This is a genomic window from Niabella yanshanensis, from assembly GCF_034424215.1.
Classification (GTDB): domain Bacteria; phylum Bacteroidota; class Bacteroidia; order Chitinophagales; family Chitinophagaceae; genus Niabella; species Niabella yanshanensis.
Genome location: NZ_CP139960.1, coordinates 2,941,964 through 2,967,454, shown reverse-complemented (window position 1 = coordinate 2,967,454; position 25,491 = coordinate 2,941,964). Strand labels below are relative to the sequence as shown.

General features: G+C 42.2%; 22 protein-coding genes. 18 read left to right on the top strand and 4 right to left on the bottom strand.

Annotated features, from left to right (window positions below; all coding sequences use genetic code 11):
• Positions 1–63: 63 nt before the first annotated feature.
• Both guaA and U0035_RS12300 read left to right on the top strand, forming a co-directional pair.
• Entirely contained in the window at positions 64–1,599 is a 1,536-nt protein-coding gene (guaA, locus tag U0035_RS12305) for a glutamine-hydrolyzing GMP synthase (RefSeq protein WP_114790082.1), read from the top strand.
• A 159-nt stretch (positions 1,600–1,758) separates the two neighbouring features.
• Positions 1,759–2,925, top strand: coding sequence for an ABC transporter substrate-binding protein (locus U0035_RS12300; protein WP_114790081.1), 1,167 nt, complete (start codon positions 1,759–1,761; stop codon positions 2,923–2,925).
• Here the strand turns inward: U0035_RS12300 and U0035_RS12295 are convergent.
• On the bottom strand, positions 2,922–3,530 hold the full coding sequence (locus U0035_RS12295; protein ID WP_114790080.1) for a hypothetical protein: 609 nt from the start codon (positions 3,528–3,530) through the stop codon (positions 2,922–2,924). The genes U0035_RS12300 and U0035_RS12295 overlap by 4 nt on opposite strands.
• Before the next feature lie 257 nt (positions 3,531–3,787).
• Here U0035_RS12295 and U0035_RS12290 point away from each other — a divergent pair, with 257 nt between their 5' ends.
• The 3 genes from U0035_RS12290 to U0035_RS12280 all read left to right on the top strand — a co-directional run bounded on the left by U0035_RS12290 (position 3,788) and on the right by U0035_RS12280 (position 7,342).
• Positions 3,788–5,128: an oligosaccharide flippase family protein gene (locus tag U0035_RS12290; RefSeq protein WP_245957657.1), complete on the top strand. Its 1,341-nt coding sequence runs from the start codon at positions 3,788–3,790 to the stop codon at positions 5,126–5,128.
• An 88-nt stretch (positions 5,129–5,216) separates the two neighbouring features.
• Positions 5,217–6,194: a GlxA family transcriptional regulator gene (locus tag U0035_RS12285; protein ID WP_114790079.1), complete on the top strand. Its 978-nt coding sequence runs from the start codon at positions 5,217–5,219 to the stop codon at positions 6,192–6,194.
• Between the two features lie 47 nt (positions 6,195–6,241).
• On the top strand, positions 6,242–7,342 hold the full coding sequence (locus tag U0035_RS12280) for a DNA topoisomerase IB (protein ID WP_114790078.1): 1,101 nt from the start codon (positions 6,242–6,244) through the stop codon (positions 7,340–7,342).
• Between the two features lies 1 nt (position 7,343).
• Here the strand turns inward: U0035_RS12280 and U0035_RS12275 are convergent, their stop codons facing one another.
• Positions 7,344–7,814 (bottom strand): response regulator, encoded by a 471-nt coding sequence (locus tag U0035_RS12275; protein WP_114790077.1) that lies wholly within the window; start codon positions 7,812–7,814, stop codon positions 7,344–7,346.
• A gap of 67 nt (positions 7,815–7,881) precedes the next feature.
• Here U0035_RS12275 and U0035_RS12270 point away from each other — a divergent pair, with 67 nt between their 5' ends.
• The 7 genes from U0035_RS12270 (at position 7,882) to U0035_RS12240 (ending at position 14,330) form a co-directional block, all read left to right on the top strand.
• Positions 7,882–8,988: a ThiF family adenylyltransferase gene (locus U0035_RS12270; protein WP_114790076.1), complete on the top strand. Its 1,107-nt coding sequence runs from the start codon at positions 7,882–7,884 to the stop codon at positions 8,986–8,988.
• An 8-nt stretch (positions 8,989–8,996) separates the two neighbouring features.
• Entirely contained in the window at positions 8,997–9,677 is a 681-nt protein-coding gene (locus U0035_RS12265; protein WP_114790075.1) for a hypothetical protein, read from the top strand.
• A gap of 7 nt (positions 9,678–9,684) precedes the next feature.
• Positions 9,685–11,832 (top strand): sensor histidine kinase, encoded by a 2,148-nt coding sequence (locus U0035_RS12260; protein ID WP_114790074.1) that lies wholly within the window; start codon positions 9,685–9,687, stop codon positions 11,830–11,832.
• A 19-nt stretch (positions 11,833–11,851) separates the two neighbouring features.
• The gene (locus U0035_RS12255; protein WP_114790073.1) at positions 11,852–12,943 is read left to right on the top strand and encodes a hybrid sensor histidine kinase/response regulator; all 1,092 of its coding nucleotides are present in this window, start codon (positions 11,852–11,854) and stop codon (positions 12,941–12,943) included.
• A gap of 30 nt (positions 12,944–12,973) precedes the next feature.
• Complete coding sequence (locus tag U0035_RS12250) at positions 12,974–13,390, top strand: response regulator (RefSeq protein ID WP_114790072.1); 417 nt, start codon at positions 12,974–12,976, stop codon at positions 13,388–13,390.
• Between the two features lie 80 nt (positions 13,391–13,470).
• On the top strand, positions 13,471–13,872 hold the full coding sequence (locus tag U0035_RS12245; protein ID WP_114790071.1) for a MerC domain-containing protein: 402 nt from the start codon (positions 13,471–13,473) through the stop codon (positions 13,870–13,872).
• A gap of 32 nt (positions 13,873–13,904) precedes the next feature.
• Positions 13,905–14,330, top strand: a complete 426-nt coding sequence (locus tag U0035_RS12240; protein WP_114790070.1) for a YybH family protein — start codon at positions 13,905–13,907, stop codon at positions 14,328–14,330.
• A 6-nt stretch (positions 14,331–14,336) separates the two neighbouring features.
• Here the strand turns inward: U0035_RS12240 and U0035_RS12235 are convergent, their stop codons facing one another.
• Positions 14,337–14,561, bottom strand: coding sequence for a hypothetical protein (locus U0035_RS12235; RefSeq protein WP_114790069.1), 225 nt, complete (start codon positions 14,559–14,561; stop codon positions 14,337–14,339).
• A gap of 179 nt (positions 14,562–14,740) precedes the next feature.
• Between U0035_RS12235 and rimP the strand changes: the two genes are divergently transcribed.
• The 5 genes from rimP (at position 14,741) to U0035_RS12210 (ending at position 21,960) form a co-directional block, all read left to right on the top strand.
• Positions 14,741–15,205, top strand: a complete 465-nt coding sequence (rimP, locus tag U0035_RS12230) for a ribosome assembly cofactor RimP (RefSeq protein WP_114790068.1) — start codon at positions 14,741–14,743, stop codon at positions 15,203–15,205.
• A 50-nt stretch (positions 15,206–15,255) separates the two neighbouring features.
• Positions 15,256–16,503: a transcription termination factor NusA gene (gene nusA, locus U0035_RS12225; RefSeq protein ID WP_114790067.1), complete on the top strand. Its 1,248-nt coding sequence runs from the start codon at positions 15,256–15,258 to the stop codon at positions 16,501–16,503.
• A gap of 78 nt (positions 16,504–16,581) precedes the next feature.
• Entirely contained in the window at positions 16,582–19,512 is a 2,931-nt protein-coding gene (gene infB, locus U0035_RS12220) for a translation initiation factor IF-2 (protein ID WP_114790477.1), read from the top strand.
• Positions 19,513–19,668: 156 nt separating this feature from the next.
• Entirely contained in the window at positions 19,669–21,051 is a 1,383-nt protein-coding gene (locus U0035_RS12215) for a peptidylprolyl isomerase (RefSeq protein WP_114790066.1), read from the top strand.
• Between the two features lie 84 nt (positions 21,052–21,135).
• Positions 21,136–21,960: a DUF3658 domain-containing protein gene (locus U0035_RS12210; RefSeq protein ID WP_114790065.1), complete on the top strand. Its 825-nt coding sequence runs from the start codon at positions 21,136–21,138 to the stop codon at positions 21,958–21,960.
• A 200-nt stretch (positions 21,961–22,160) separates the two neighbouring features.
• Here U0035_RS12210 and U0035_RS12205 read toward each other — a convergent pair whose 3' ends face one another.
• Positions 22,161–24,530, bottom strand: a complete 2,370-nt coding sequence (locus tag U0035_RS12205) for an efflux RND transporter permease subunit (protein ID WP_114790064.1) — start codon at positions 24,528–24,530, stop codon at positions 22,161–22,163.
• Positions 24,531–24,728: 198 nt separating this feature from the next.
• Here U0035_RS12205 and recO point away from each other — a divergent pair, with 198 nt between their 5' ends.
• Positions 24,729–25,487, top strand: coding sequence for a DNA repair protein RecO (gene recO / locus U0035_RS12200; protein WP_114790063.1), 759 nt, complete (start codon positions 24,729–24,731; stop codon positions 25,485–25,487).
• Positions 25,488–25,491 lie beyond the last annotated feature (4 nt).

Genomic DNA, 25,491 nt, shown 5'->3' with positions numbered 1-25,491 from the left:
ATTGAAAAACTTGCCCTGGTTGATCGGGTTGGAATCTCAAATTAATATTACCTTCGCCGCACTATGACGGAAAGGATACTTATTCTCGATTTTGGTTCCCAATATACCCAGCTTATTGCAAGGGCAGTACGTGAAGCCAATGTTTACTGCGAAATTATACCCTATTCAAAACCATTTGAAATCGATAGCAATTTAAAGGGAATTATCCTTTCAGGCTCTCCGTTTTCGGTAAACGACCTAAATGCGCCTGTTATCGGTATAAAAGATATCGTAAAACAGCTGCCGGTATTAGGCATTTGCTATGGCGCGCAACTGACTGCCAAAACCTATGGCGGACGTGTAGAGAAGAGTAGTAAACGCGAATACGGCCGCGCCTCCATGTCGGTAAATGACGATACAGATGTGCTGATGCAGGGTGTAAGCACTAAAAGCCAGGTGTGGATGAGTCATGGAGACAGTATCCTCGAACTTCCTGAAGGATTCAAGGTGTTAGCTACTACCGAGAGCATCCCTGTTGCGGCTTTTAGAAATAAGCAGGATACCAATCCTTTATATGGCCTTCAGTTTCATCCCGAAGTATATCACAGCACTGAAGGAAAGCAGATCTTAAAAAACTTCCTGGTAAATATATGCGGCTGTGCCCAGGACTGGACACCGGCCCACTTTATTACAGATACGGTGGCGGCATTAAAGCAACAAATTGGTGACCGCCAGGTTATTATGGCGCTAAGCGGTGGTGTGGATAGTACCGTAGCGGCCACTTTAATTCATAAAGCTATTGGCGACAACCTGCACGGTATATTTGTAGACAATGGCGTATTACGTAAGAATGAATTTGAGGATGTATTGGAAACCTATAAGCAGCTGGGTCTGAACGTTACCGGTGTAAATGCCAGCCAGATGTTTTACAATGAGTTGAAAGACAATGCGGATCCGGAGTCAAAAAGAAAAATTATTGGTCGCTTATTTATCGAAGTATTTCAACAGGAAGCGGCTAAACTGGAGAATATTGAATTATTAGGGCAGGGCACCATTTATCCCGATGTGATAGAAAGCGTTTCTGTACACGGTCCTTCGGTAACCATCAAATCGCACCATAACGTAGGTGGTTTGCCGGCTACCATGAGGATGGAACTGGTAGAGCCGCTGCGTTATCTTTTCAAAGATGAGGTCAGAAAAGTAGGTCGTGAACTGGGCATCCCTGCTAACCTGATTGATCGTCATCCCTTCCCGGGTCCGGGCTTAGCAATCAGGATCCTGGGAGAAGTAACCGAAGAAAAGGTGCGATTATTGCAGGAAGCAGATCATATTTATACGAATGCCTTAAAAGAAACGGGATTATATGCAACGGTTTGGCAGGCAGGAACGATCTTACTACCGGTAAAAAGTGTAGGCGTAATGGGTGATGAGCGTACGTATGAATTTACGGTGGCTTTGCGTGCAGTGACCAGTGTGGATGGTATGACGGCAGATTGGGCACATTTACCTTACGATTTCCTGGCTGATGTAAGCAACGAAATCATTAATAACGTACGTGGCATAAATCGCGTAGTGTACGATATAAGCAGCAAACCTCCCGCTACTATTGAGTGGGAATAGCAATTGATGTTCTTGTTGATGTTGCGGGATGCATCTATTTGCTGCCCAAAAACAAAGTACATGAGCCCGAACCGGCTATAACCGGTTGGATGATCCGTTATACCTGCAAGCAGCGTAAAACGGATCATGTAAAAGGCAACTAAACAAATAAACCTTACCATGAAGAAAACGCTTCTAAGTTTTTTAGCTGTTATTGCTGTTGTTTCGGTTTTCGCGCAGCCGGTTACAAACGGAGCACGCCATAAGCTGGCGATATTTACACCTCTTTATATTGATGAGGCGTTTGATAATGCCGGCAGTTACAAATATTCAGGCAAAACCTTTCCAAAGGCTTCTATCAACGGCCTGGAGTTTTATCACGGTGCCGCGCTGGCTATCGACTCACTGAATACATTGAATATTCCGCTGGATGTGTATGTGTATGACTCCAAGTCTAAAAGAGAAACGCTGGAACAGCAATTTAGCAAATGTGCCGCCGACGGCGTAGAGCTGATTATAGCCAACTGTAGCCTGGCAGAGTTAACAACATTGGCCAGGCTGGGTGCTGATAAAAAAATAACCGTGTTGAATGCCACAGTACCTAATGATGCCAACGCAACCAATAATCCTTATTTCGTGGTATTGAACCCAACCATACAAACCCAACTAGAAGGGTTGTATAACTACATGAAAAAGAATTATGCCGGGCGGCAGGTAACAGTAATTACCCGTAAAACGAGTTCTGATCCATATATCCGTTCGGTATTGGAAACATTAAATAAGTATTATAAAGATTCAGTGAAAATCCGCTTCCAGGAGATAAATGACGATATAGCATTGAAAGCATTAGGCGCCACTACCCAGCCCACACAGGCAGGTCTGTATGTGGTAGGGTCACTGGATACCGAGTTTGGAAGTAAAATTATTAAGCAGTTAGCCACCAATGCCAAAAACTTTGCATCAGTAACTGTAATTGGTATGCCTACCTGGGAAAATATCAGCCTGGCCAAGCCCGAATACAAAGGAGTGGAAATTATTTACAGCACACCATTTTTCAACCCCAAAACAGATGCTACCAGCCGCTCCATTACTACCTATTATACTAAAAAAATGTACGCGGCTCCCAGCGACCTGGTGTTCAGGGGCTATGGGCTTACCTACCGTTTTGGCCACCTGTTGAACCGTTATGGAAAAGATATCAGTAAAAAACTGTCCGGATCAGAATACAGGACTTTCTTTGATATGGACATACAACCCGATTACCAGAATGGTAAAATAAGCCATTACGAAAACAAGAAATTGTATTATCTGAAATACCTCAACGGTACATTAAAGGCGGTTTACTAATTCGTTTTAGCTTTAAGGTCGTCCAGCAGCATTTTTTGGGAGGCAATTATTTTTTGCTGCGTCTCTTGCTTGGTCTTATTGGCCTGTAATTGCTCTTCAAGATCTTTCTGTGTTTTTTGAAGGTCGGAAAGCGCATTTTCTTCGTCCACCAGTATGGCTTCCTGCCTTCTGATCTCCATGATATCGCTGCTGCGTTTTACATTGACAGCCATTTTTTCCAGGAAAGTTTTACCCCGGGTAGAAAGTTCCGATGCTCCTTCGATATCGCCCGATCCATGCATCACTAAGTATAGGGTTGTCCTGGGCTCTGTTTTTTTACCATTCCCCTCCAGCTTAAAATAATAATCCAGTTTGCTTTTGCTCACTTCGTCCAGCACCGCATTAGCGTACAGTCTGAACGACTCTTTGGTAACGGTTCCTGATAATTGCTTGTCTGCCAGTTTTGCAAGCAAAGCATTTTCTACAATCGTCTCGGGGTAATCATACACCATTACAAGAGCCGGTTCCTCAGTTCTGCCATTTTTTACTTTTCCTTCAAAAGCCTGAGCCGAAATATGGGTAGCCCACATACCTAATCCTGCTAATATTGCCAGTTGCTTCAACATAAAATGTGTTTGAGTTAGATAAACGATCCCGGCAAAGGTATATTAACTCGTTGTTTTATTTTAAGTACTTTAAATTTGCATGAATAATTTTTTATCGTTTGAGCGGCATTAAGAAACTGGCAGGACAAACTATTTGGTATGGAGCAAGTTCGATAGCAGCAAGGTTTATTAATTACCTGCTGACCCCTTTCCTCATTTTGTGGTTAGGCAAGGTTTGGTATGGAGAGCAATCCCTTCTTTACTCCTATATTCCATTTATGAACGTAATATTTACGTATGGGATGGAGACCGCCTTTTTCAGGTTTACACAAATCCAGGATAAAAAAACGGTTTTTAATACTTCCAGCATCTCTCTTATATCTTCTTCCCTGCTGCTATGTATGTTGCTGATAGGGTTTCATGTGCCTATTTCTAAAATTTTAATGGTAGAAGCTCACCCTGAATATGTGCTCCTGGCGTCGGGCATTATATTCTTTGATGCTTTGAGCGCCATTCCGTTTGCAAAGCTCAGGCTCGATGGCAAACCCAGGAAATTTGCTTTTGTGAAGATATTCGGAATCCTAGTAAATATGGGAGCTCTTTATTTCTTTTTAAGTGTCTGTCCGCAAATTGCCAAAGAGAAACCCGATAGCCTTATAGCTTTTTTATTTGATAAGGAGTGGTTAGTGGGTTATGTTTTTGTGGCTAATCTCATTCAAAGCATTGTTACTTTGCTGTTGCTCTCTAGAGAGTTCTTTAGCTTTAACCTGAAGTTTGATAAGATTGTTTGGCGACAATTGGTATTATATGGTCTTCCTATAATGGTTGCAGGTTTTGCCGGTATGATCAACGAAACCTTTGACCGTATTATGTTAGGTTGGTGGGCGCCGGTTAGTTCAGAAGACGCGGCAAAAGCTGAAGTGGGAATATACGCTGCCTGCTACAAGCTTTCTTTGCTAATAAGCTTATCTGTTCAGGCTTTTCGAATGGGGGCAGAGCCGTTTTTCTTCAAACAATCTACCAGTGAAAATGCCCCGCGAACCTACGCACGCGTGATGAAATTTTTTGTAATAACGTTGTGCCTGATGTTTCTTTTCGTTATGCTTTATGTTGATTTATGGAAATATTTCATAACCGACCATTCCATGTGGGTGGGCCTGAAAGTAGTTCCTATCTTACTGCTGGCGAATATGTTTTTAGGTATCTACTATAATTTAAGTATCTGGTACAAGTTAGGGAATAAAACTGTCGCGGGCGCCTATATTACCCTTATTGGAGCCGGGGTTACATTATTAATCAACTATTTATTTATCCCGGCTTATAGCTATGTTGCCTGTGCCTGGGCTACGTTTGCCTGTTATGGTATCATGATGGTGGTATCGTATGTGTGGGGACAAAAAAACTATCGTATTCCTTATGCGAAGAATAAACTGATTGCTTATATTATTATTGCCGTAATATTTTATACGATCCACTATTTGGTAAAGGAGCAGTTTCCAACCTCTTGGGTGAACTATGGAGTGGCGACAATTTTGTTTGTGCTTTATTTCCTCTTTATTCTTCGTGTTGAAAAACGCGAATTCGCCCAATTACCTGTCATAGGAAAGTTTTTAAAATAGCCTTTTCGGGAATCGCCAAATAGTGCTAATTTTCAGTATTCTATTTCAATCTGCAAGACGAACAAGGCGATTGACAAACCATTCACGTATGAAAACGATCTATATTTTAGTGCCCGAACATGCTGTTTTACAGGCTGTAGCAGATCCCCAGTATTGTTTTAATACCGTAAACGAATTTTTGCAGGTAAGCGGTAAAGGACCACTTTTTAAGGTTCAGCTGGTAGGCGCGCAACGGCAGGTGCAGTTTAGCGGAAACCAGTTTTCCGTAACACCTGATTTGTTACTGGAAGAAACGGGTGTTGCCGACCTGGTTATAGCTCCGGCACTTTTTGGCGATATGGAGCAAGCAGTGAATGCTAACACCAAAATGATCAAATGGCTGAACTGGCAATATCAGGAAGGTGCAGAAATCGCCTCTTTATGTGTAGGCGCTTTTCTGCTGGCGTCTACTGGTTTGCTTAATGGTAAAAAATGCAGCACCCACTGGGGCTACATGAATGCATTCAGGGAAATGTTTCCCGAGGTCCTTGTGCAGGACGGATCAATTGTTACCGAGCAGAACCGGCTTTACACCAGCGGAGGCGCTACCTCCTACTGGAACCTTTTACTGCACTTGGTAGAAAAGTATACCGACCGCCCAACAGCTATACTCGTATCCAAGTACTTTGCGATCGATATTAACCGGAGCAGCCAGTCCGCGTTTGCCATGTTTACCGCTCAAAAAAATCATAATGACGAAGAAGTGAAAAAGGCACAGGATTATATTGAAAAAAATATAGAGGAGCGACTAACGATTGATGATATCGCAGCATTTGTGGCGCTCGGCCGCCGAAGCCTGGAACGCCGCTTTAAACAGGCCACTAACAATTCGGTTTTAGAATACATTCAAAGGGTAAAAGTTGAAGCAGCCAAGAAGAGCTTTGAAAGCAGCCGCAAAAATATCAACGAAGTAATGTATGATGTAGGTTATACCGACACCAAAGCTTTTAGAACCACTTTTAAAAAGATCACCGGCCTTACTCCTATCGAATACAAAAATAAATACAATAAGCTGGCAGTTGCCTGACAAACAACAAACATTGAATTGGCATTCTTTTTTCTATAGCTAGTTTGATGCAGATAGAAGCCGCTGATATAGTAGTCAATATATCTCCCCAAAAACTGGTAGATGCCATTAATGATGCGAAAAAGAGTGCCCGCATTGTAAAGCTCACCTATGTAAGCGATGCTGACGCCGGTATTGTACGAATGAAACGGGGCCAGTCGTTTACTTATAAAAAAGGAGGCAAAACAGTGGCAGACCAGGATACGCTTTCCCGCATCCGGAGCCTGGTGATTCCACCGGCCTGGCAAAATGTTTGGATCTGCAGCCTGGAAAACGGGCATTTGCAATGCACAGGCGTAGACCTGATGGGCAGGAAGCAATACCGGTACCACCCGCTTTGGAATGCGCTTCGAAAGGAAACAAAATTTTACCGCCTGCTTCAGTTTGGGCAAGCCTTAAAGAGCATCCGGAAAACACTTTCCCGTCATTTGTCTGGTCGCGATCTTAATAGACAAAAGGTATTGGCAGCAGTTGTTAGCGTAATGGATAAAACCGGTATCCGTGTGGGTAATAATATATATGAAAAACTCTACGGATCGTTTGGCCTGTCCACTTTAAAAAATAAACATATAAAAATAAGCGGCAATAAGGTTCAGTTTAGTTTCCGGGGTAAGAAGGGCGTTTACCAGAATATTTCCCTGAAAAGCGCACGCCTGGCAAAAATTATACGTCAGTGCAAAGAAATTCCGGGTAAAGAGCTGTTTCAGTATCTCGATGATTCAGGCAACCGGCATAGTATCAGTAGCGGTGATGTTAACGACTACATCAAAGAAATTTCCGGTGGTGAATTTACCAGTAAAGATTTCAGAACCTGGACCGGCACAGTAGATTGTATAGGTCAGTTTGCTAAAATAGGTAGTTTTGAAACACAGACCGAAATGAAGAGAAATATGGTAGCCGCAATAGATTGTGTGGCGGCTAACCTGGGTAATACGAGATCTGTTTGTAAAAGTCATTACATACACCCCCTGGTATTAGCTATGTACGAAGACTCCCGGCTGCTAAGTTATATCCAATCCCCCGCTTTAACCAGGGGCGACAACGATCCGGCCCCCCTTGAAGCCGTACTTTTAAAGATTCTGAAAAAAGAAAAGATGACTGGGAAATAACTCAGGAGAGCAGGTTCTGGCGTAGCAGAAACTCTAACTGCTCGTTGGTAGTGATCAATTTTTCAGTAAGCTGCTCTTTATTCTTACTATTAGTATATATTTTTAAAGCATTTTCTATAGTTTCGCGAAGCTCGTCCTCAGACCAGGGTTTTTGAACATACTTGTAAACAGACCCTTTGTTAATGGCATCGATAACGGCATTAATATCTGTATAGCCCGTCAGCAAAATTCTTGGAATTGCAGGATGATCTTTAATAATGGATTCGAGGAATTCAATCCCGGTTGTTTCCGGCATTCTTTGGTCAGTTATTATCAGGTGAATCGTATTCTCAGCCAATATTGTTTTACCTTCCTTTGCAGAAAGAGCGGTAAATACATTATATGATCTTCTGAATACTGCACGAAAAGAGTTAAGGTTATGTATTTCATCATCAACATACAAGATATTCTTATAAATATTGTTTTCGGCCATATAAAAACTATATATTGTTAAAATTCTGTTCTATATTTATATCCTGCTAAATCATCAAAACAAAACCATGCTTTTAGGCTATCGGGCTTCTGAACAATACAATAGTTATTACAAACCAGTATATTACAGATTGGCAGAGAGCGGTGGGCAAGAGAGGCTCAGAGAGCTTTTGTCGCAAACTCCCTCTATACAAATATACGACACTATTGAAAGTCAATTATCAGAATTAGCAAAAATAAATAATCCTCAAAGGCAACTGACACCGGAAGAATATAAAGTGGAGGTTGCCCGTTACCTGGATGGTAAAGACCCTGATGAATATGGAGTGTGGGTATACTATCCCTGGTCGCAAAAACTGGTTCATTTGCTTGATGAGGAAGAGTTTGTACAGGTGAGAACGAGCAGAAACCTGTATAAGATCAAGCCGGAAGAGCTTGAAACACTGAAAACTAAAAAACTCGGCATTATAGGTTTGTCAGTAGGTCAATCGATTGCCATGACGATTGCTACCGAACGTATTTGCGGGGAATTGTACCTGGCCGATTTTGATACGGTTGAATTATGCAATATGAACCGGTTAAGCAATTGTAATGTATATAACCTGGGCGCCTCTAAAGCGGTTATAACAGCTCAAAAAATTGCAGAACTGGATCCGTTTCTTAAAGTAACCTGTTTTACAGACGGGATTACCGCAGATAATATTGATACCTTTTTGGGAACCGGCAGTTCGCAGCTCAATATATTGATAGAAGAGTGCGACAGTATTGATGTAAAAATCTTAAGCCGGGTTAAGGCCCGTGCAAAAGGGATTCCGGTGGTGATGGATACCAATGATCGGGGAATGTTAGATGTAGAGCGTTTTGACCTGGAGCCCGAAAGGCCACTTTTTCATGGAAATCTGAATGAAGAAGGGATTGATTTGACAAAATTAAAAGACCTCACAAGCCAGGAAAAATTACCAATGCTGGATGCAATGGTAAACCTGTCGGCCCTCTCCGACAGGATGAAATACTCGCTAAGTGAAATGGGAAAAACTATTAATACCTGGCCACAGTTAGCCTCTTCTGTGGTATTGGGTGGTGCAATGGTTACTGACACCTGCAGAAGGATTTTGTTGTCAGAAACAACTAGTTCCGGAAGATACTATATCGATTTTAAGGAATTAATTAAATAAAATGCTGAGTGGAAGTAGCTATCAGAGCCTTTAAAGCCACAACGGATCCCGAAACCTGCCTCAAATTTATAGAGGGGCACAGGCGTCTTTTGGAAGCCCATTTCGGAGTTGCAAAAATTACCTCGAGCAATACGAGCTGGATGCATCATGAAAATACTTATGTAATTGTAGCAGAAAGCCTGGATCGCGAAAAAATATACGGCGGAGCCCGCGTACAGGTGGCCGATGGGCAATTCCCACTACCAATAGAATCGGCTATAGGGCAGTATGACCCCGCTATCCATCAGCAGGCTTCACCCGGAACCTCGGAAATATGCGGGCTGTGGAATTCAATGGAGGTGGCGGGACTGGGTATAGGAAGTATCTTCATGGCCCGTGTAGGAGTAGTAGTAGCCATGCAGCTGAATGTAGAGAAAATATTTTTTCTTTGTGCCCCGGTAACAGTACGTATTGGAAAGCGGATCGGAGGTCTTGTTGAAACTTCGCTGGGCGATAAGGGTAACTTCTTTTATCCGAAGGATGATTTCGTAGCTACAGCTATGGTCATTAATGATAGCAAAACACTGGTTAGCGCTGACGAAAAAGAGCGGAAAAAAATCTTTGAATTGTTCGAAAATCCCGAACAAAGCCGCATAACGGAAACAGGGCCGAAGGGGGAACTGCTGGTGGATTATTTATTAAAAGTATAAGGCTCCGATGCGTATTTATCTTCTTCTTATTTATTTTTTGCATGCAGGTATAAGTTTGTATGCACAAACTCCTGTAAAAATTAACGACGAAGGAGCGCTGTATAGCGTGGTTAAAGATCATATCCAATACATCGAAGATAAAACAGGTAGACTGTCGATAAATGAAGTGGCTGTAAGCCCTTTTTTAAAAAGCCCTTCTGATGTACCGGGCTTTTTTGTTTCTTCCTCTTCTTTTTGGGTGAAATTCATTGTACAAAACAATACAGAAGATCCGCACCTGGTGATTAACCTGGAACATGCAACGATAGATGATGCAGTTTTGTATTATCAGAGCGAAGCGCCCGGAAGGTTTGATTCAATAATGCTTTCAGAAGCTCAGCCATTTAGTAACCGAAAGTATAATTATCAAACTTATATGTTTGATGCACAGGTGAAGAAAGGAGAACAAAAGACCTTTTTCATTAAAGTAAGAGCTTCTGAGCAACTACTGATACCTATTACAGTATCACATGTGGAGAGAACTTTTGAAAAAATCGCGACCAATGACCTCATCTTTGGGCTTTATATCGGCCTCATATTGGTTATGGTGCTATACAACCTGTTCCTGTATTTTTCGACAAGGGAGAACAGCTACTTCTACTATGTATTGTACATGGTATTTGTAGGTGTCACACAGGCCCAGCTTCAGGGGTACACATTCCGTTTTCTCTGGCCTGATACGCCGGCCATGAATAATTATGCAGCCTTCCTGGTGCCTTTTTTTAATGGTATCGCTGCGCTGGAATTTATCCGGAATTTCCTGAACCTGAGAAGTGTATCCAGGCGCTTTAACAGGGGGATTTTCCTGTTCGAAGGGTTTTATTGTATTTCATTGGTGCTGGGGTTATTGGGAATGTTCAGGGGCGCCCAGATTGCTGTTCAATTAACTGCATTTTGTGCCGCTTTTTACGTTCTGGGCATTTGTTCGTTTTTAGCTGTAAAACAAATTCATGGCGCCAAAACTTTGTTGATCGCCTGGTCTATTTTCCTGTGCAGTGTGATTGTTTTTGTATTGAGAAATGTTGGCGTTCTGCCTTATAATTATCTTACTTTTTACGCCCTGCAAATAGGATCTGCTGTAGAGGCCGTGCTGCTTTCCTTAGCCCTGGCCGACCGGATTAATACCTACCGCCGTAACCAGGAGCTGGCAAGAAAAGAGGCATTAAGAGTTTCTCTGGAGAATGAAAGACTGGTTAAAGACCAGAATATTATTCTGGAACAGCAGGTACATGAGCGTACACAGGAACTGGAAGACGCGAATGATAATCTGAATCATACGTTGTCGCAATTAAAAAATGCACAAAGCCAGCTTGTAGAGTCAGAAAAAATGGTATCGTTAGGACAATTGACGGCCGGTATAGCCCACGAGATCAATAACCCGATTAATTTTGTTACTTCCAACATAAAGCCGCTTGAGCTGGATGTATCTGACCTGTTGAGCGTGATTAAAAAGTATGAGGAAATAGACGTTTCAAAGAATGTGGAAGACCAGTTCAGGGAAATTGACTCCTACAAGAAGCAAATCGACATTGATTATATTAATGAAGAGATAAAAACCTTACTGACGGGTATAAAAGATGGTGCTCACCGCACGGCAGAGATCGTAAGTAATCTTAAGAACTTTGCGCGGATTGATGAGGCTAATATTAAGTATGCCAATTTAAACGATGGTCTGCAGTCAACATTGATGCTCGTTAAGAACTCCTTCCCTACCGATTTTGTACTGAACAAAGAGTTTGGTAATATTCCCGACATCGAATGTACACCGGGTAAGATCAACCAGGTATTTATGAACATTATCACGAACGGGCTCCAATCTATTATAGAACGGCAGTCTACCGTGCCGGGTACCGGAGTTTTAACTATTCGAACCTCTTCCGAAGACGGGCATGTAAAAGTGTCTATCAGGGACAACGGCACGGGAATAAAAGATAGTGTGCGTGAGAAAATTTTCGAACCTTTCTACACAACCAAGCCCGTGGGCCAGGGAACGGGGCTTGGAATGTCGATTGTTAAGGGTATTATAGATAGTCACAACGGCACTATAGAAGTGATATCAAATTTTGGAGATGGTGCCGAATTTATCATAACTTTACCTGTAAAATATTTAGCCTGAGTGCTTTCAATATCTTTTTATGACCGTTATAAAAGTTTTATATGTTGACGATGAAGAGAATAATCTAAGCTCTTTTAAAGCAAATTTTAGACGGTTGTATGAAATATATACAGCTACCTCAGGAGCTGGCGCTCTCGACATTTTGTCTCAAACTGAAGTTCATGTTGTGATATCTGATCAGCGAATGCCTGAAATGACGGGCGTTGAATTATTTAAGAGAGTTAAAAAATTATACCCCGAACCGATAAGGATATTACTTACAGGCTACACAGATATTGAAGCCCTGGCCGAAGCCATCAATGAGGGCGATATTTATCGCTATATCACCAAACCCTGGAACGAAATTGAGCTGAACAACGGTATCCAAAATGCCTATGATGTTTTCAGGACCAGGCGGGAGCTCAGGGAAAAAATTGTAGAGCTGGAAAAAACGAATGATGAGCTCAACCGTTTTATTTATAGTATATCTCATGAGCTCAGGGCTCCTCTGGCTTCTGCCCTTGGCGTAATCAACCTGGCTAAACTGGATAATGTTTATAGCGAATCCGAAAAGGGCCACGAGTACTGGGGACTGATAGAAGATTGTTGCGGCCGCCTCGACTATAATATTACTAGTACCTTACAATATTATAAAAACAGCAGGTATAGCACCATAAAAGAAGAAGTAGATTTTCAGAAGCTTGTTAATGAGCTGATTGTGGTGCATAAGCTGGCTAATAATGTAGAAGATAAAATAAAATTCGATGTAAATATTGATCAGTCGGAAAGGTTTGTAGGAGATGTTTTCCGGGTCGAAATTATCATAGGTAATCTGATATCAAACGCGATAAAATACCAGAACCCTGACGAAAAGAACAAGTTGATCAAGATAGACGTAAAAGTAAACCGCCTGGACGCCATCATTACCATTATCGACAATGGCCTCGGTATACTTAACGACCACCTGAACAAAATATTCAATCAATTCTTCAGGGTGCATAACCAGAAAGGAACCGGACTGGGACTTTTTATTGTAAGGGAGGCCCTGGCTAAGCTGGGTGGAAAGATTTCTGTAGAATCTGTGGTGAATTCAGGAACAAAGTTTACTTTGCGCATACCCAACGAATTATAGATTCAACCTCTAATACCGCTCAATCTTATAATGGCCGCAGCAACACAAACGCCCAATTTGCTCATTATTATCGACGATAGCTCGTTCGATTTACGGATCAATTCGGGTATTGCCAGCCATACCAAACTTTTCAAACAGATCGTCTGCTTTTCTTCGGCCGAAGCTGCCCTTGATTTTCTGGCCGAAAACATAAGCAATCCCGAGATATTCCCGCATATCATTTTTCTTGATATCCAAATGCCCGAAATGGATGGATTCGAGTTTTTAGAACGATATGATACTTTTCCCGGTGATTTTAAAGAAAAGAGCCATGTCATCATGATTTCCTCGACCGATGATTTACGGGATATCGTTCGGGCAGATTCAGATAAGAATGTGGTAAAACTCCTTAAAAAGCCGCTCAGGATAGAAGAGCTGAAAGCGCTTGTTGCAAAAATTTATAAATAGCAGAAAAAGCCTTTGTCCCCCGAAAAGGGCTATAAATTAATATTTGCAACACTGTTGCTTTTTTTTATCTTTGCAGCCGAATGAAGAATAGAATTAATTGGGACGCATTAGGTATTACAACCTCTATATTATGTGCTATCCATTGTGCGGTGCTTCCTTTATTTTTGGCAGCATTACCTATGTTTGGGGTAAACATTATTGAAAACCTGGCCTTTGAAATAGGGATGATTATTTTGGCATTTGTAATCGGCTGCTATGCGTTATGGCATGGTTATAAATGGCATCACCACAGTAAAACACCCCTGTTCCTTTTTTCAGTTGGCATTGCCTTCCTGGTGCTCAAACAGGTATTTCTGGCCTATCACACTATTTTGCTGATCCCCGCGGTTATTTTTATCGTTGCAGCGCACCTGATTAATTACAGGTATTGCAGGGTGCACAACCATGCACACGATACAGATTGTAATCATGATCACTATTAGGCCAAACGGCGTATCTTTCATAAAAACAAGTTATGAAGCGTTTACTGCTGGTATTGCTGTGGGGAGCATTAAGTATTGCTGGGTTCGCGCAATCCGGGCAGGAATCTGTGATCAAACAGATTCTTGACCAACAAACGGCGTCCTGGAACAAGGGCGATCTCAATGCTTTTATGCAAACCTACTGGAAAAGCGACTCCCTGGTTTTTGTTGGAAAAAATGGTGTTACTTATGGCTGGCAGAACACGCTTGATAATTATAAAAAAGGCTATCCCGATAAAACAGCCATGGGGCAGCTACGGTTCACCATTATCAGGATTGAGTACTTATCCAACCAGGTTTATAATGTGATCGGGAAATGGCAACTTACGCGTACAATCGGCAATTTACAGGGGCATTACACCCTTCTTATTAGGAAAATAAGCGGGAAATGGCTAATCGTTCAGGATCATTCCAGCTAAGCCCAACTATTTGACCTCCTCAAATTCAATGTATTCGCCCACTTTTTCCTTGGGCATTTCAGTACGCTGCGGAGGGGGCGGATCGTTTTGGGCCTCGCGTTGTTCGGCCATATGCCTGAACTGTTTTTTTAACTGCCGGGTGGTTTTATAAACGGGCCAGATAACCCTTACAAACAGATTGTAAAGGATCCACAAAAAAACTCCTAAAAAAATAAAACCTATCGCGCTCATTATAAAAACTTTGTTTACTATGGTAAACGGTCATTTGGCTAAAATGTTTTACCGCAGGCCCGTCAATAATTAATTTAAAGTTAACGTAACATTTTTAATAAAAAATTCTTAACTTTGCGCAAGATTTTGAGAAAAGGGAACGGTGGCGTTCCCTTATTTTATTTTACTGCATACACAACATGGAAGCTGTAATTCAAAGAGTTGAGAAGCAAATTCAGGATATTCTGGCCGCTAATCCTGAGCATTTTTTGGTTGAAATAAAAGTGAAACCCACCAATAATATCAAAGTTTTTATTGATGGCGATAATGGGATTGGTATAGACGACCTGGTTAAATATAACCGTGCTTTGTATAAGGAACTTGAAGAAGCTGCATTGTTTCCGGAAGGCGACTTTTCTCTGGAAGTATCATCTGCCGGTCTGGGCGAGCCGTTAAAAATGCACCGGCAGTATGTAAAAAATTTAAACCGGTTTGTAGAAGTTACCCAGCTGGAGGGCCAGAAAACAGAGGGACAGCTTACCGCAGTAGATGAAACAGGTATCGTGGTAGAAGAAACCGTTGGTAAGGGTAAGAAAGCGGAGGTAGTAAAACATACTATTGCTTTCAGCGATATAAAATCAACTCAAATTCAAATTAAATTTTAAATAGGTTTTACCGAACCAGGTAAAACGCAATACTTAAATTATGAATTGCTATGGCAAGTATTAATCTTATAGAAGCGTTTCAGGACTTTAAAGACGCGGAAAATATTGACAGGCCCACGATGATGAAAGTAGTGGAAGACGTTTTTAAAACACTGCTTCGCAAAAAGTATGGTAGCGATGACAATTTTGATGTGATCGTAAATGCAGAGAAGGGGGACCTTGAAATTGTACGTCACCGTACTATTGTTGAAGACGGAGAAGTAGAAGATCCGCTGGCACAGGTGGCTTACTCTGAGGCGATAAAACTGGAACCGGATTATGAGGTAGGAGAAGATTTATACGAGGAGATTGATTTGATAGACTTTGGCCGCCGTGCGATCCTGGCTGCCAAACAAACCCTGGCAGGCCGTATCAGCGATCTGAAAAAGAATGTACTGGCTAAAAAGTATGAAGACAGAATCGGTGAGATCATAAGTGCAGAAGTTTACCAGGTTTGGAAGAAAGAGATCTTATTATTAGACGAAGAGGGAAATGAGCTGATTCTTCCCAAAAGCGAGCAAATCCCGCAGGACTATTTTAAAAAAGGTGAAAATATAAGAGCAGTTGTAACCCGTGTTGATCTCAAAAATAATAATCCCGTAATCATTTTGTCGAGAACTTCCCCTGATTTTCTTGCCAAATTATTGGAAATTGAGGTGCCGGAGATATTTGACGGGTTGATCATCATTAAAAAAATTGTGCGTGAACCAGGAGAAAGAGCTAAAGTAGCAGTAGAATCTTATGATGACAGGATTGACCCGGTAGGCGCCTGTGTGGGTATGAAAGGTAGTCGTATCCATGGTATCGTAAGAGAATTGAAAAATGAAAATATAGATGTAATTAACTGGACCAGCAATATCCAGTTATTGATTCAAAGGTCATTGACGCCGGCTAAAATAACCAGCATGAGTTTAGACACTGAAGGGAAACATGCCAGCATCTATTTAAAGCCTGACCAGGTATCTCTGGCGATAGGAAAGCGTGGGGCTAATATTAAACTGGCTTCTGAGCTGACAGGTTTTGAACTGGATGTATACAGGGATACGGAAGATGATGAAGAAGAGTTTGATGTGGACCTGGAAGAGTTTAGCGATGAAATAGACGGATGGGTAATAGATGCACTGAAAAAAATTGGTTGTGATACAGCCCGCAGTGTAATGAGAATGTCGCCGTACGAACTGGAAAAAAGGGCCGACCTGGAGAAAGAGACCGTAGAGGATATCAGAAAAATATTGCAGGAAGAGTTAGAAAGAGAATAACCCTGAAGGGTAACAATATTTTGTGAGAATGGTAAATTAAAAATTGTCCCGGGAGGGCAATTGGAGAGAAAATTTTATATGTCAGAAATCAAACTTCCAAGATTATTACAAGCAGCAAAAGAATTTAACATTGGGCAGGATACGCTCGTTGATTTTCTTGTTGGCAAAGGCTTTCCGAAAGACGATCTAAAGCCGTCTTCGAAGCTAAGCGAAGCTATGTATGCGTCGCTGCAACAGGGATTTCAGAGCGATAAAGCTGCCAAGCTAAAAAGTAGCCAGGTTGACCTTCCGAAGGGAGTAGGTAACGAGGCAAAAAAACGCAAGGAAGAAGAAGAACTGGTACAAAAGAAAGAACCGGCTAAAGCAGAGCCTGTTGTTGAAGCGCCACCGGTGGTAGAAGCTGTGCCAGAGGTAGAAGTGGCGCCCGCGGAACCGGAGCCTCAGCCAGAACCGGCACCTCAGCCAGAGCCAGCACCTGTACCAGAGCCAATAGTAGAAACACATCCGGTTGTAGAGCCTGCTCCTGAGGTTGAAGTGCCGCAGGAGCCTGAAAAGGAAACTAATGTCATTAAAATTGGCGCGCCTGAAATTGAAGGCCCGAAAATTTTGGATAAAATTGATCTTTCTGCTCTTGAAAAATCAACAAGGCCTAAAAAACCTTCAACACCGCCTGTAGTGGAGGAAAAACCCGTGGTGGAAAAAGAAGCGCCGGTACAGGCACCTGTACCAGAAAAGAAGCAGGAAGAGCCTGCTCCTGTTACACCGGTAGTGCCCACGCCAACACCGGTTGCTGAACCGGAGCCCGAAATCACTAAAATAAAGGCTGAAAGAATTGAAGGCCCTAAAATTTTAGGCAAGATTGAACTGCCCGTAGATAACGATACCAGACCTAAGCGTGATGAGAAAAGGAAGCGCAAGCGCATTCCTATTGAGAAGAAAGAGGTGAAACCCGATCCGGCGGCTAAAAAGCCATTCCAGCAAGGCGGTGGGGGTGGTAACCGTGATCAACGTAACAATAATAATTCCGGAGGCGGCGGCTTCAGAGGTGGAGACAGAAGACATCATCAACACCCGAGAGAAGAGAAGCAGATTGACGAAAAAGCGATCCAGGATAAAATACGCGAAACACAGGCTAAATTGAGCGGCGGCGGCAATAAGCAGAAATCGATGCGGGCCAAAGCGCGTAGAGATAAGAGAAATGAGGCGGAAGATGCGATGAACATTGACGCGGGCGATAATAAATTACAGGTAACTGAGTTTATTAGTGTAAGCGAATTAGCCAGCCTGATGGATGTAAGCTTTGCAGATGTGATCAGCAAATGTATGGGCCTGGGCATCATGGTATCTATAAATCAGAGACTGGATGCGGAAGTGATTGAGCTGGTGGCGAGCGAATTTGGATACGATGTAGAGTTCATCGACATGGAAAAACAAATGGAGATGGAGGATGATGAGGATGATGAGGATGATGCAGAAGACCTGAGGCCCCGTAGTCCTATCGTAACCATTATGGGTCACGTAGATCACGGTAAAACATCATTGCTTGACTATATCCGTAATGCCAATGTGGTTGCGGGTGAGGCCGGCGGTATTACGCAGCACATTGGAGCTTATCGTGTGCAGGTAGGAGAGGGAAGGGAAATCACTTTCCTGGATACTCCGGGTCACGAAGCATTTACCGCCATGCGTGCACGTGGTGCCAAGGTTACCGATATCGCAGTAATTGTGGTTGCAGCTGATGATGCGGTGATGCCTCAGACCAAAGAGGCTATCAGCCACGCGCAGGCGGCAGGTGTACCAATGATTTTTGCAGTAAACAAAATTGATAAAGACGGCGCCAACCCAACTAAGATCTACGAGCAGCTATCTCAAATGAATATTTTGGTAGAAGAATGGGGTGGTAAATTCCAAAGCCAGGAGCTTTCGGCCAAACAAGGGCTGAACATCGATAAATTACTGGAGAAAATATTACTGGAGGCAGAGCTGCTGGAGTTGAAAGCCAATCCGGAAAGAGAAGCAACGGGTACGATTATCGAAGCATCATTGGATAAAGGCAGAGGATTCGTAGCTACCCTCCTGGTTGAGAACGGTACTTTAAAGCAGGGAGACCTGGTGGTGAGTGGTCAGTACTTCGGGCGCGTAAAAGCCATGTTCAACGAGCGTAACAAAAGACAGGATGCTGCAGGACCGTCTGCGCCTGCTGTGATCTTAGGCTTAAATGGTGCCCCTCAGGCAGGTGAGAAGTTCAAAGTGTACGAAGACGAGTCTGAAGCTAAAGACATAGCCAACCGCAGGGCGCAGATCTTACGTGAGCAGGGTATGCGTACCAAAAAACACATTACGCTGGATGAAATCGGACGTCGTCTGGCATTGGGCAACTTTAAAGAGCTGAACATTATCATAAAAGGTGACGTGGATGGTTCGGTAGAGGCCCTGAGCGACTCATTACAGAAACTTTCTACTGAAGAGATCCTGGTTAACGTGATACATAAAGGCGTAGGCCAGATCAATGAAAGTGATATTGTGTTGGCAGAGGCATCTGATGCAATTGTGATTGCGTTTAATGTAAGACCTTCTTCCCAGGCTTCAAGGTTAGCTGATAATGCGGGTATTGAGATTAAGATGTACTCGGTTATTTACCAGGCAATCGATGAGGTGAAGAGTGCGATGGAAGGTATGATGGAGCCAACGGTGAAAGAGAAGATCACTGCGAATGTTGAAGTAAGAGAGGTATTTAAGTTCGATAAAGCTACAGTGGCCGGTTGCGTTGTGTTAGATGGAAAGATCAAGCGTGACAATAAAGTGAGATTGATACGTGATGGTATTGTGATTTACCCGATTGGTGAAAATGCAGTGGCAGAGCTGGGATCCTTAAAACGTTTCAAAGATGATGCGAAGGAAGTGCTGACAGGTATGGAGTGCGGTCTGACGATCAAAAATTACACTGATCTTAAGGTGGGTGACATCGTAGAGTCTTACGAACTGGAAGAAATAAAGAGAACATTGTAATAAACAAGTGGGGAGTAGTGAGTAGTAAGTAGGAAAATAGAATATAGCACCACCTACTGGCTACTAGCTGTTCCCCATTTCCTTTTTCTTAATCAAACTTTTGTTAAATGCACTGTTCAGCGTCATTATTGTATGAGTGCTGATTAATTTTGAGTTATGATCAAATATTTTCTTGCGGGTTTATTTGCTGCAACCCTTAGTTTAACTGCTTTTTCGCAGGGGAAATCACAAAAATTGGTGGTTGATAAAATTTTAGGCGCGGTAGGGGACAGGATCATTTTACAATCGGATATACAAAATGCAATATTGGATGCATCTCGTAATGGTGATCAGCTTCCCGAAGGAGCTGCCTGTTCTATTCTGGAGCAATCGCTGATATCAAAAATTCTGGCTTTGCAGGCAGAACGTGACTCTTTACCTGTAAGTGATGATGAGGTAGAAGCGAACCTGGATATGCGTGTGCGTGGATGGGTAATGCAGTTTGGTAGTGAACAGGCAGTAGAGGATGTTGCGGGAAAAACTATTTTCCAGCTAAAAGACGACTCACGCCACATGATCAAAGAGCAAATGCTTTCGCAGAGAATGAAACAGAAAATAGTAGAAAATGTGCATATTACTCCCACCGAGGTAAAGGCATTCTTTGACAGGGTGCCTTCGGACAGCATACCTTTTTTAGAATCTGAACTGGAAATAGGTCAGATCAATGTATATCCTAAAGCTGCCAAAGAGGTGGAAGAGTATATTTATAACGAAATGATGAACTATCGCCGGCAGATTGAAGCAGGTACCCTGAGTTTCGAGGCAGCCGCGAAAAAATATTCAGAAGATCCGGGTAGCCGCGAAAGGGGTGGCGCTTACGAAGTGAACAGAAATGATAAAGATCAGCTGGACCCGGTTTTTCTTTCTACTGCGTTCAGGCTGAAAGCAGGTGAGTTATCAATGCCGGTTAAATCAAATAAATTCGGGTACTTTTTAATACAATCCGAAAGCAGGCGCGGTGACAACGCCAAAGTGCGGATGATATTGAGAATACCGCCGGTAACGAAAACAGAATTGGACGCTGCTAAGGTTAAATTAGATTCAGTAAGAACCGAGATTGTTTCCGGGAAGATATCCTTTAAAGATGCTGCCTACAAGTACAGTGAAGATGAAGCCACCAAAAGCTACGGTCCGTTTGTTTTAACCCCCGACGGATCTACCTATGTGCATATAGATCAGTTGCCCGATAAAGATATGGTACAGGCTTTAGCGAATTTAAAAGCAGGTGATTATTCCCAGCCGCTGACTTTTACCAATGAACAAGGCAAGCAGGGTGTAAGAATTTTGTACCTGAAGTCGAAAACGGAACCACACAAAATGAACCTGAACGACGATTACAATAAAATCGCCAGCATGGCTTTGGAAACTAAAAAACAAAAAGCGCTGGATGATTGGTTAACCAAGAAAGTACCGACTTTCTATGTTTTGGTAGACCAGGAGGCCGCAGATCAATGCTCTAATTTGCAGAAATACCAGACAACGGGCGGCAAAGGATTTTAATAAAATATTAGACGAATAGGTACAGGTTGATGGGAAAGTCTCATCAACCTGTTTTCTTTTAATCAATCACAGAGCACCTGTTTTATGACCGAAAAGGATTTGCATATTGTATTTAGCGTGCAGGCCAGGGCAACAATTCAGCAAAGCGAAATTTATGATGCCAGTAAAATTGATCTGGTTGTTTTGCAGGATTATTTGTCCATCGGCCCCATTTCTGATTTAGATACTGTAAACGGAAAGCAGCGCAGAATTAATTGGCTGGTGGAGATTTCGCAAGGATTTTCGGGGGACATTATTACCCATATGGTACAATCTGACATTGATAAGCTCCATGCAGTGAAAAGTCATATTGATGGTTACCCTGGAATTTATTTATGGACCGGGTCGGATGTGAGGGAAATGCTTTCTGCATCAAGATTGCTGTATTTCTTACAGATACCAGATTACTCCCGGTTTTTTACTATCGATTTCTTAAATACTTCTGTAACCCGCCGTCTTGGAGCAGGTATATATCCGAAGTCGTTGAACGAGGCAAACCTGGATCAAGTTGCAAAATTATATACTGATTTCAGGTTGATAGAACAACAGGAGGTTTCTCAAATGCAATCGCTTTGGGAAAAGTTAAGTAATGACGATGCTTGTTTGAGAATCGCAATTGGGGAAACTCCCATTTCAGGGATCGAAATTGACTTTTATGATAGCAATATAATAACGCATTGTACAAAACGTTATCAAACTGCTATTAGGATTGTTGGGAAAACATTGGGGGATATGAATGAAAAAAGTATTTGCGAAGGTATTAGTGATGCCTTTCTCAATTGGCGTTTGCTGCAATTGATCAAAGAAGGCAAACTCAAATATCGCGGTATTCTATCTTCCATTAGAAACTATGAAGTGAAACTGGCATAATTTCTTAAAGGGCTCAACAACCAGCCGGTTGGTCGTCTGTTCATTTTAGGTTTGTGCTAAGTAGTACAGCCAATATAATTCTTTTTTAAACCAGTAAGGAATTGGGGTATTAAGAATTAAGGTTGTGCAGGTTCAGAGCTTAACTAACCCTAACCCCTTAATGGTTTTTATATTATAAACCGTTAATACATGATATAAGCTTACTTTTTATCCTTTTTTTTAGAAAAACTAATTAGCAAAGCTGGTAATAAGATCAGGTTGGTAACAGTAGCGGTTACTAATGTTACGGACGTAAGCCAGCCCAAAGCCTTCGTACCTCCAAACCCGCTGAAGCAAAAAATCACGAAACCTGCAATTAATACCATGGAGGTATAAATAATACTGATACCAGTACTATGTATGGTTTGTATCACTGTGTCCTGTACATCATTATCGTGGTGGGTCAACTCCTGCTTATAATTAACTAAAAACCGGATAGTAATATCTATCGCGATACCCAGGGCTACACTAAAAATAAGTACAGTACTGGGTTTCAATGGTACGCCTGCCCAACCCATAATCCCTGCGGTAATAACCAATGGAATAATATTGGGGATCAAAGAGCATAAAAGAATACGAAACGACTTGAAAAGATACAACATGCAAAGGGCTATCAGCAGGAAAGCCCAGAAAATACTTTCCTTCAATCCGTTAATGATAAAGCGACCTCCTTCTAAAAAGGCAATGCTGCTACCGGTAAGTGAAACATTGTATTGATCTTTCGGAAATATTTCATGGGCTCTTTTTTCAATACCTGCTAAAAGGCCCGGCAATGCATGGGTGCCTACATCGGCCATGTTTACACTCAACCGGGCCTCCTGTTTCGCACTATCCATAAACCGGGACACCAGTTTGGTAAATGAATCATCGTTTCCGGTACTGTCGCCAGGACTACTTGTTTTCATATTGAGGTATTGGGCCAGGCCGGGTAAATCAAATTCCGATGGCATCGAATAATTGCTGCTGTCACCTTCATAAAAAGCCTGTTTAGCAAATTTTAAACCTTCCACAAGACTTAGCGGGCGCGCTATCTCTGGTCTTGATGACAGGTATTGGGTAAACGAATCGATCTTCACCAGGTTTTTAAAGTTCCGGGTTACGCCAAATTTCTTTTTGGTATCTATCACGATCTCCAAAGGCATCACACCTTTAAAATTCTTTTCAAAAAATTTCAGGTCGGTATATATTTTATCCGTTTTAGGTACATCATCTACCATATAAGCATTGCTTTGCAGCCTGAAGGTACCGGCAGTTGCTATTACCACCAGCACTCCCGTAACAATGTAAATGAGTTTTCGGTGCGCGAGAGACCATTTTTCTAAACGATCCAGCCAGCGGTTCAGCCTTTGGTTATTCAGGTACCTGGTATGCTTTTCTTTTGGAGGAGGTAAAAAGAAAAGCACAATAGGGATCAATACCAGCGATATAAAGAACAACAGCATAATATTAATACCTGCCACCGCCCCAAATTCTTTTAGAATAGCGCTCTTGGTCAATGCAAAAACTGCAAACCCGATAGCCGCGGCCAGGTTGCAAAACAACGTTACAATACCCATGCGGCTCACCATATCCACAATGGCGTTTCTTTTCTTCTGCTGAACCGGAACCCCGGCTCCAGTATGCGCCTGCTTTTTCCAGCTCGTGTGGTATTTATTTAAAAAGTAAATACAATTAGGAATACCGATTACCACAATTAATGGAGGTATTAAAGCGGTTAACAAGGTGATTTTGTAACCCAGGATATGTATGGTGCCTAAACTGAAAAGAACCCCAATGATCACTACACCTAAAGACAGCAACATGGAACTGACTGACCGGAAGAAGAGTAATAATATAACGGCAGAAAGCAGGATGGACGCCGTGAGGAAGTAGCGCATTTCATTGGCGATACGGGTAGCCAGCACCGTTCGTATATAGGGAAGTCCGCTTAGTTTTACTTCCACATGAGTTGCTTTTTCGAAACTGGCTATTTGTGCCGTTACTTCATTAATGGTAGCATCTCTTTTTTTCGAGTTAATAACTTCAGGGTCCATGGTTAACCCCATCAGGTAAGCCTTAGATTCGGGGTTGTACAGCAAACCTTTGTAAAACGGTAAATTGAGGAAGCTGGCGGCGCCTTCGTCAATTTGCGCCTGGTTGAGTGGTGTGGCAGTAAATATCTTCCTGGCCTGTAGCTTTTCGCTGGCGGAATCTTTTACCAGGTTTACCGCACCGGGAATTGCAATAATATCAATAACTCCTGGTATTTTTTTAAGGTTGTTTTGAAGTGACACATAGGGGTTGAAAACTTTTTCTGTAAAAAACTGGTCAGTCTGAATGCCCACAACCATCAGGTTCCCATCCTGCCCATATTTCTTTTTGAATTCCTGGTAAGTGATATTAACCGGGTGATTGGTAGGAATTGCCCTGGTGAATTCATATCCCAATTCTGCTTTACTTCCCCAATAAGCAAAGAGCGCGGTAACGGCAGTTAGTAGTATTAAAAGAACGAATCTGTATTTAATAATGGCTTTACCCAGCTTTTCCCACATAAAATATATTTATTGTGCTTTTTAGACGATGTTTAGTTTTCAAACTGTTGTTGTAAACAACTTCTGTTGCGATATTGGCAAAGAAAGAGAAAAAACAATGCCAACACATAGTTTTTTTGAGAGATGTGTCGATAAGCCTACCCGTAATTCTTTGCTAACCCAATGATTAAAATTTACCTTGCAGTACATTTTTTATAATTGACGGATAAAATTCATAAAACGAAAGGCATCGTGCTTCGTACGGTTAAATACGGAGAAACCAGCATTATTGCGTCGGTGTACACCCAACTATTCGGACTACAATCCTATTTATTGAACGGCATACGCAGTGCTTCAAAGAAGGTAGGTTCCAGGATTGGCTTTTTTCAGCCGGCAGCTATATTGGATATGGAAGTATACCACAATGAATTCAAACAACTCAATCGTATAAAAGAGTACAGGTTTGCAACGGTGTATCAACAAATTTTTACTGATGTGCTTAAGAACGGTGTTGCTTCCTACATGGTAGAACTGTTAGGTAAGTGTTTAAAGCAGCCGGAAGATAATTCTGGATTATTTGATTTTGCTGAAGACTGTTTTATAGCCCTGGACAGGTGCAACGATAAGGTAATGGCCAATTTTCCTGTTTTTTTTGCCGTACAGCTTACCCATTTTTTAGGTTTTTTACCGCAGGGCATTCATCCGGACATCGATCAGTCGGGCGAATGGGTATTTGACGTACAGGAAGGCATTTTTACTGATGCACCGCTTTTTCACCACTTAAGTCTTGAGAAAAAATATGCGTCCATACTGGCTGAGCTTTTACAGGTGCGTCAACCCGGTGAGTTATCAGAAATTAATGCCAATGCTGAAGCCCGGCGCAAGATACTGGATCTGATGGAAGTGTACTACAGCCTGCATGTGCAGGACTTTGGCAATATGAGAACCTTGCCTGTTTTAAAAGAGATTATGAGGTAAGGTA

What these genes read in the sequence shown, in the direction of transcription:
- U0035_RS12210 (WP_114790065.1), top strand. Translation starts at nt 21,136, where the DNA reads ATGACCGAAAAGGATTTGCATATTGTATTTAGCGTGCAGGCCAGGGCA.
- U0035_RS12235 (WP_114790069.1), bottom strand. Translation starts at nt 14,561, where the DNA reads ATGAGCGCGATAGGTTTTATTTTTTTAGGAGTTTTTTTGTGGATCCTT.
- U0035_RS12245 (WP_114790071.1), top strand. Translation starts at nt 13,471, where the DNA reads ATGAAGAATAGAATTAATTGGGACGCATTAGGTATTACAACCTCTATA.
- U0035_RS12275 (WP_114790077.1), bottom strand. Translation starts at nt 7,814, where the DNA reads ATGGCCGAAAACAATATTTATAAGAATATCTTGTATGTTGATGATGAA.
- U0035_RS12240 (WP_114790070.1), top strand. Translation starts at nt 13,905, where the DNA reads ATGAAGCGTTTACTGCTGGTATTGCTGTGGGGAGCATTAAGTATTGCT.
- rimP (WP_114790068.1), top strand. Translation starts at nt 14,741, where the DNA reads ATGGAAGCTGTAATTCAAAGAGTTGAGAAGCAAATTCAGGATATTCTG.
- infB (WP_114790477.1), top strand. Translation starts at nt 16,582, where the DNA reads ATGTCAGAAATCAAACTTCCAAGATTATTACAAGCAGCAAAAGAATTT.
- U0035_RS12280 (WP_114790078.1), top strand. Translation starts at nt 6,242, where the DNA reads ATGCAGATAGAAGCCGCTGATATAGTAGTCAATATATCTCCCCAAAAA.
- U0035_RS12270 (WP_114790076.1), top strand. Translation starts at nt 7,882, where the DNA reads ATGCTTTTAGGCTATCGGGCTTCTGAACAATACAATAGTTATTACAAA.
- U0035_RS12290 (WP_245957657.1), top strand. Translation starts at nt 3,788, where the DNA reads ATGAACGTAATATTTACGTATGGGATGGAGACCGCCTTTTTCAGGTTT.
- U0035_RS12215 (WP_114790066.1), top strand. Translation starts at nt 19,669, where the DNA reads ATGATCAAATATTTTCTTGCGGGTTTATTTGCTGCAACCCTTAGTTTA.
- U0035_RS12295 (WP_114790080.1), bottom strand. Translation starts at nt 3,530, where the DNA reads ATGTTGAAGCAACTGGCAATATTAGCAGGATTAGGTATGTGGGCTACC.
- U0035_RS12300 (WP_114790081.1), top strand. Translation starts at nt 1,759, where the DNA reads ATGAAGAAAACGCTTCTAAGTTTTTTAGCTGTTATTGCTGTTGTTTCG.
- U0035_RS12205 (WP_114790064.1), bottom strand. Translation starts at nt 24,530, where the DNA reads ATGTGGGAAAAGCTGGGTAAAGCCATTATTAAATACAGATTCGTTCTT.
- nusA (WP_114790067.1), top strand. Translation starts at nt 15,256, where the DNA reads ATGGCAAGTATTAATCTTATAGAAGCGTTTCAGGACTTTAAAGACGCG.
- U0035_RS12255 (WP_114790073.1), top strand. Translation starts at nt 11,852, where the DNA reads ATGACCGTTATAAAAGTTTTATATGTTGACGATGAAGAGAATAATCTA.
- guaA (WP_114790082.1), top strand. Translation starts at nt 64, where the DNA reads ATGACGGAAAGGATACTTATTCTCGATTTTGGTTCCCAATATACCCAG.
- U0035_RS12260 (WP_114790074.1), top strand. Translation starts at nt 9,685, where the DNA reads ATGCGTATTTATCTTCTTCTTATTTATTTTTTGCATGCAGGTATAAGT.
- U0035_RS12250 (WP_114790072.1), top strand. Translation starts at nt 12,974, where the DNA reads ATGGCCGCAGCAACACAAACGCCCAATTTGCTCATTATTATCGACGAT.
- U0035_RS12285 (WP_114790079.1), top strand. Translation starts at nt 5,217, where the DNA reads ATGAAAACGATCTATATTTTAGTGCCCGAACATGCTGTTTTACAGGCT.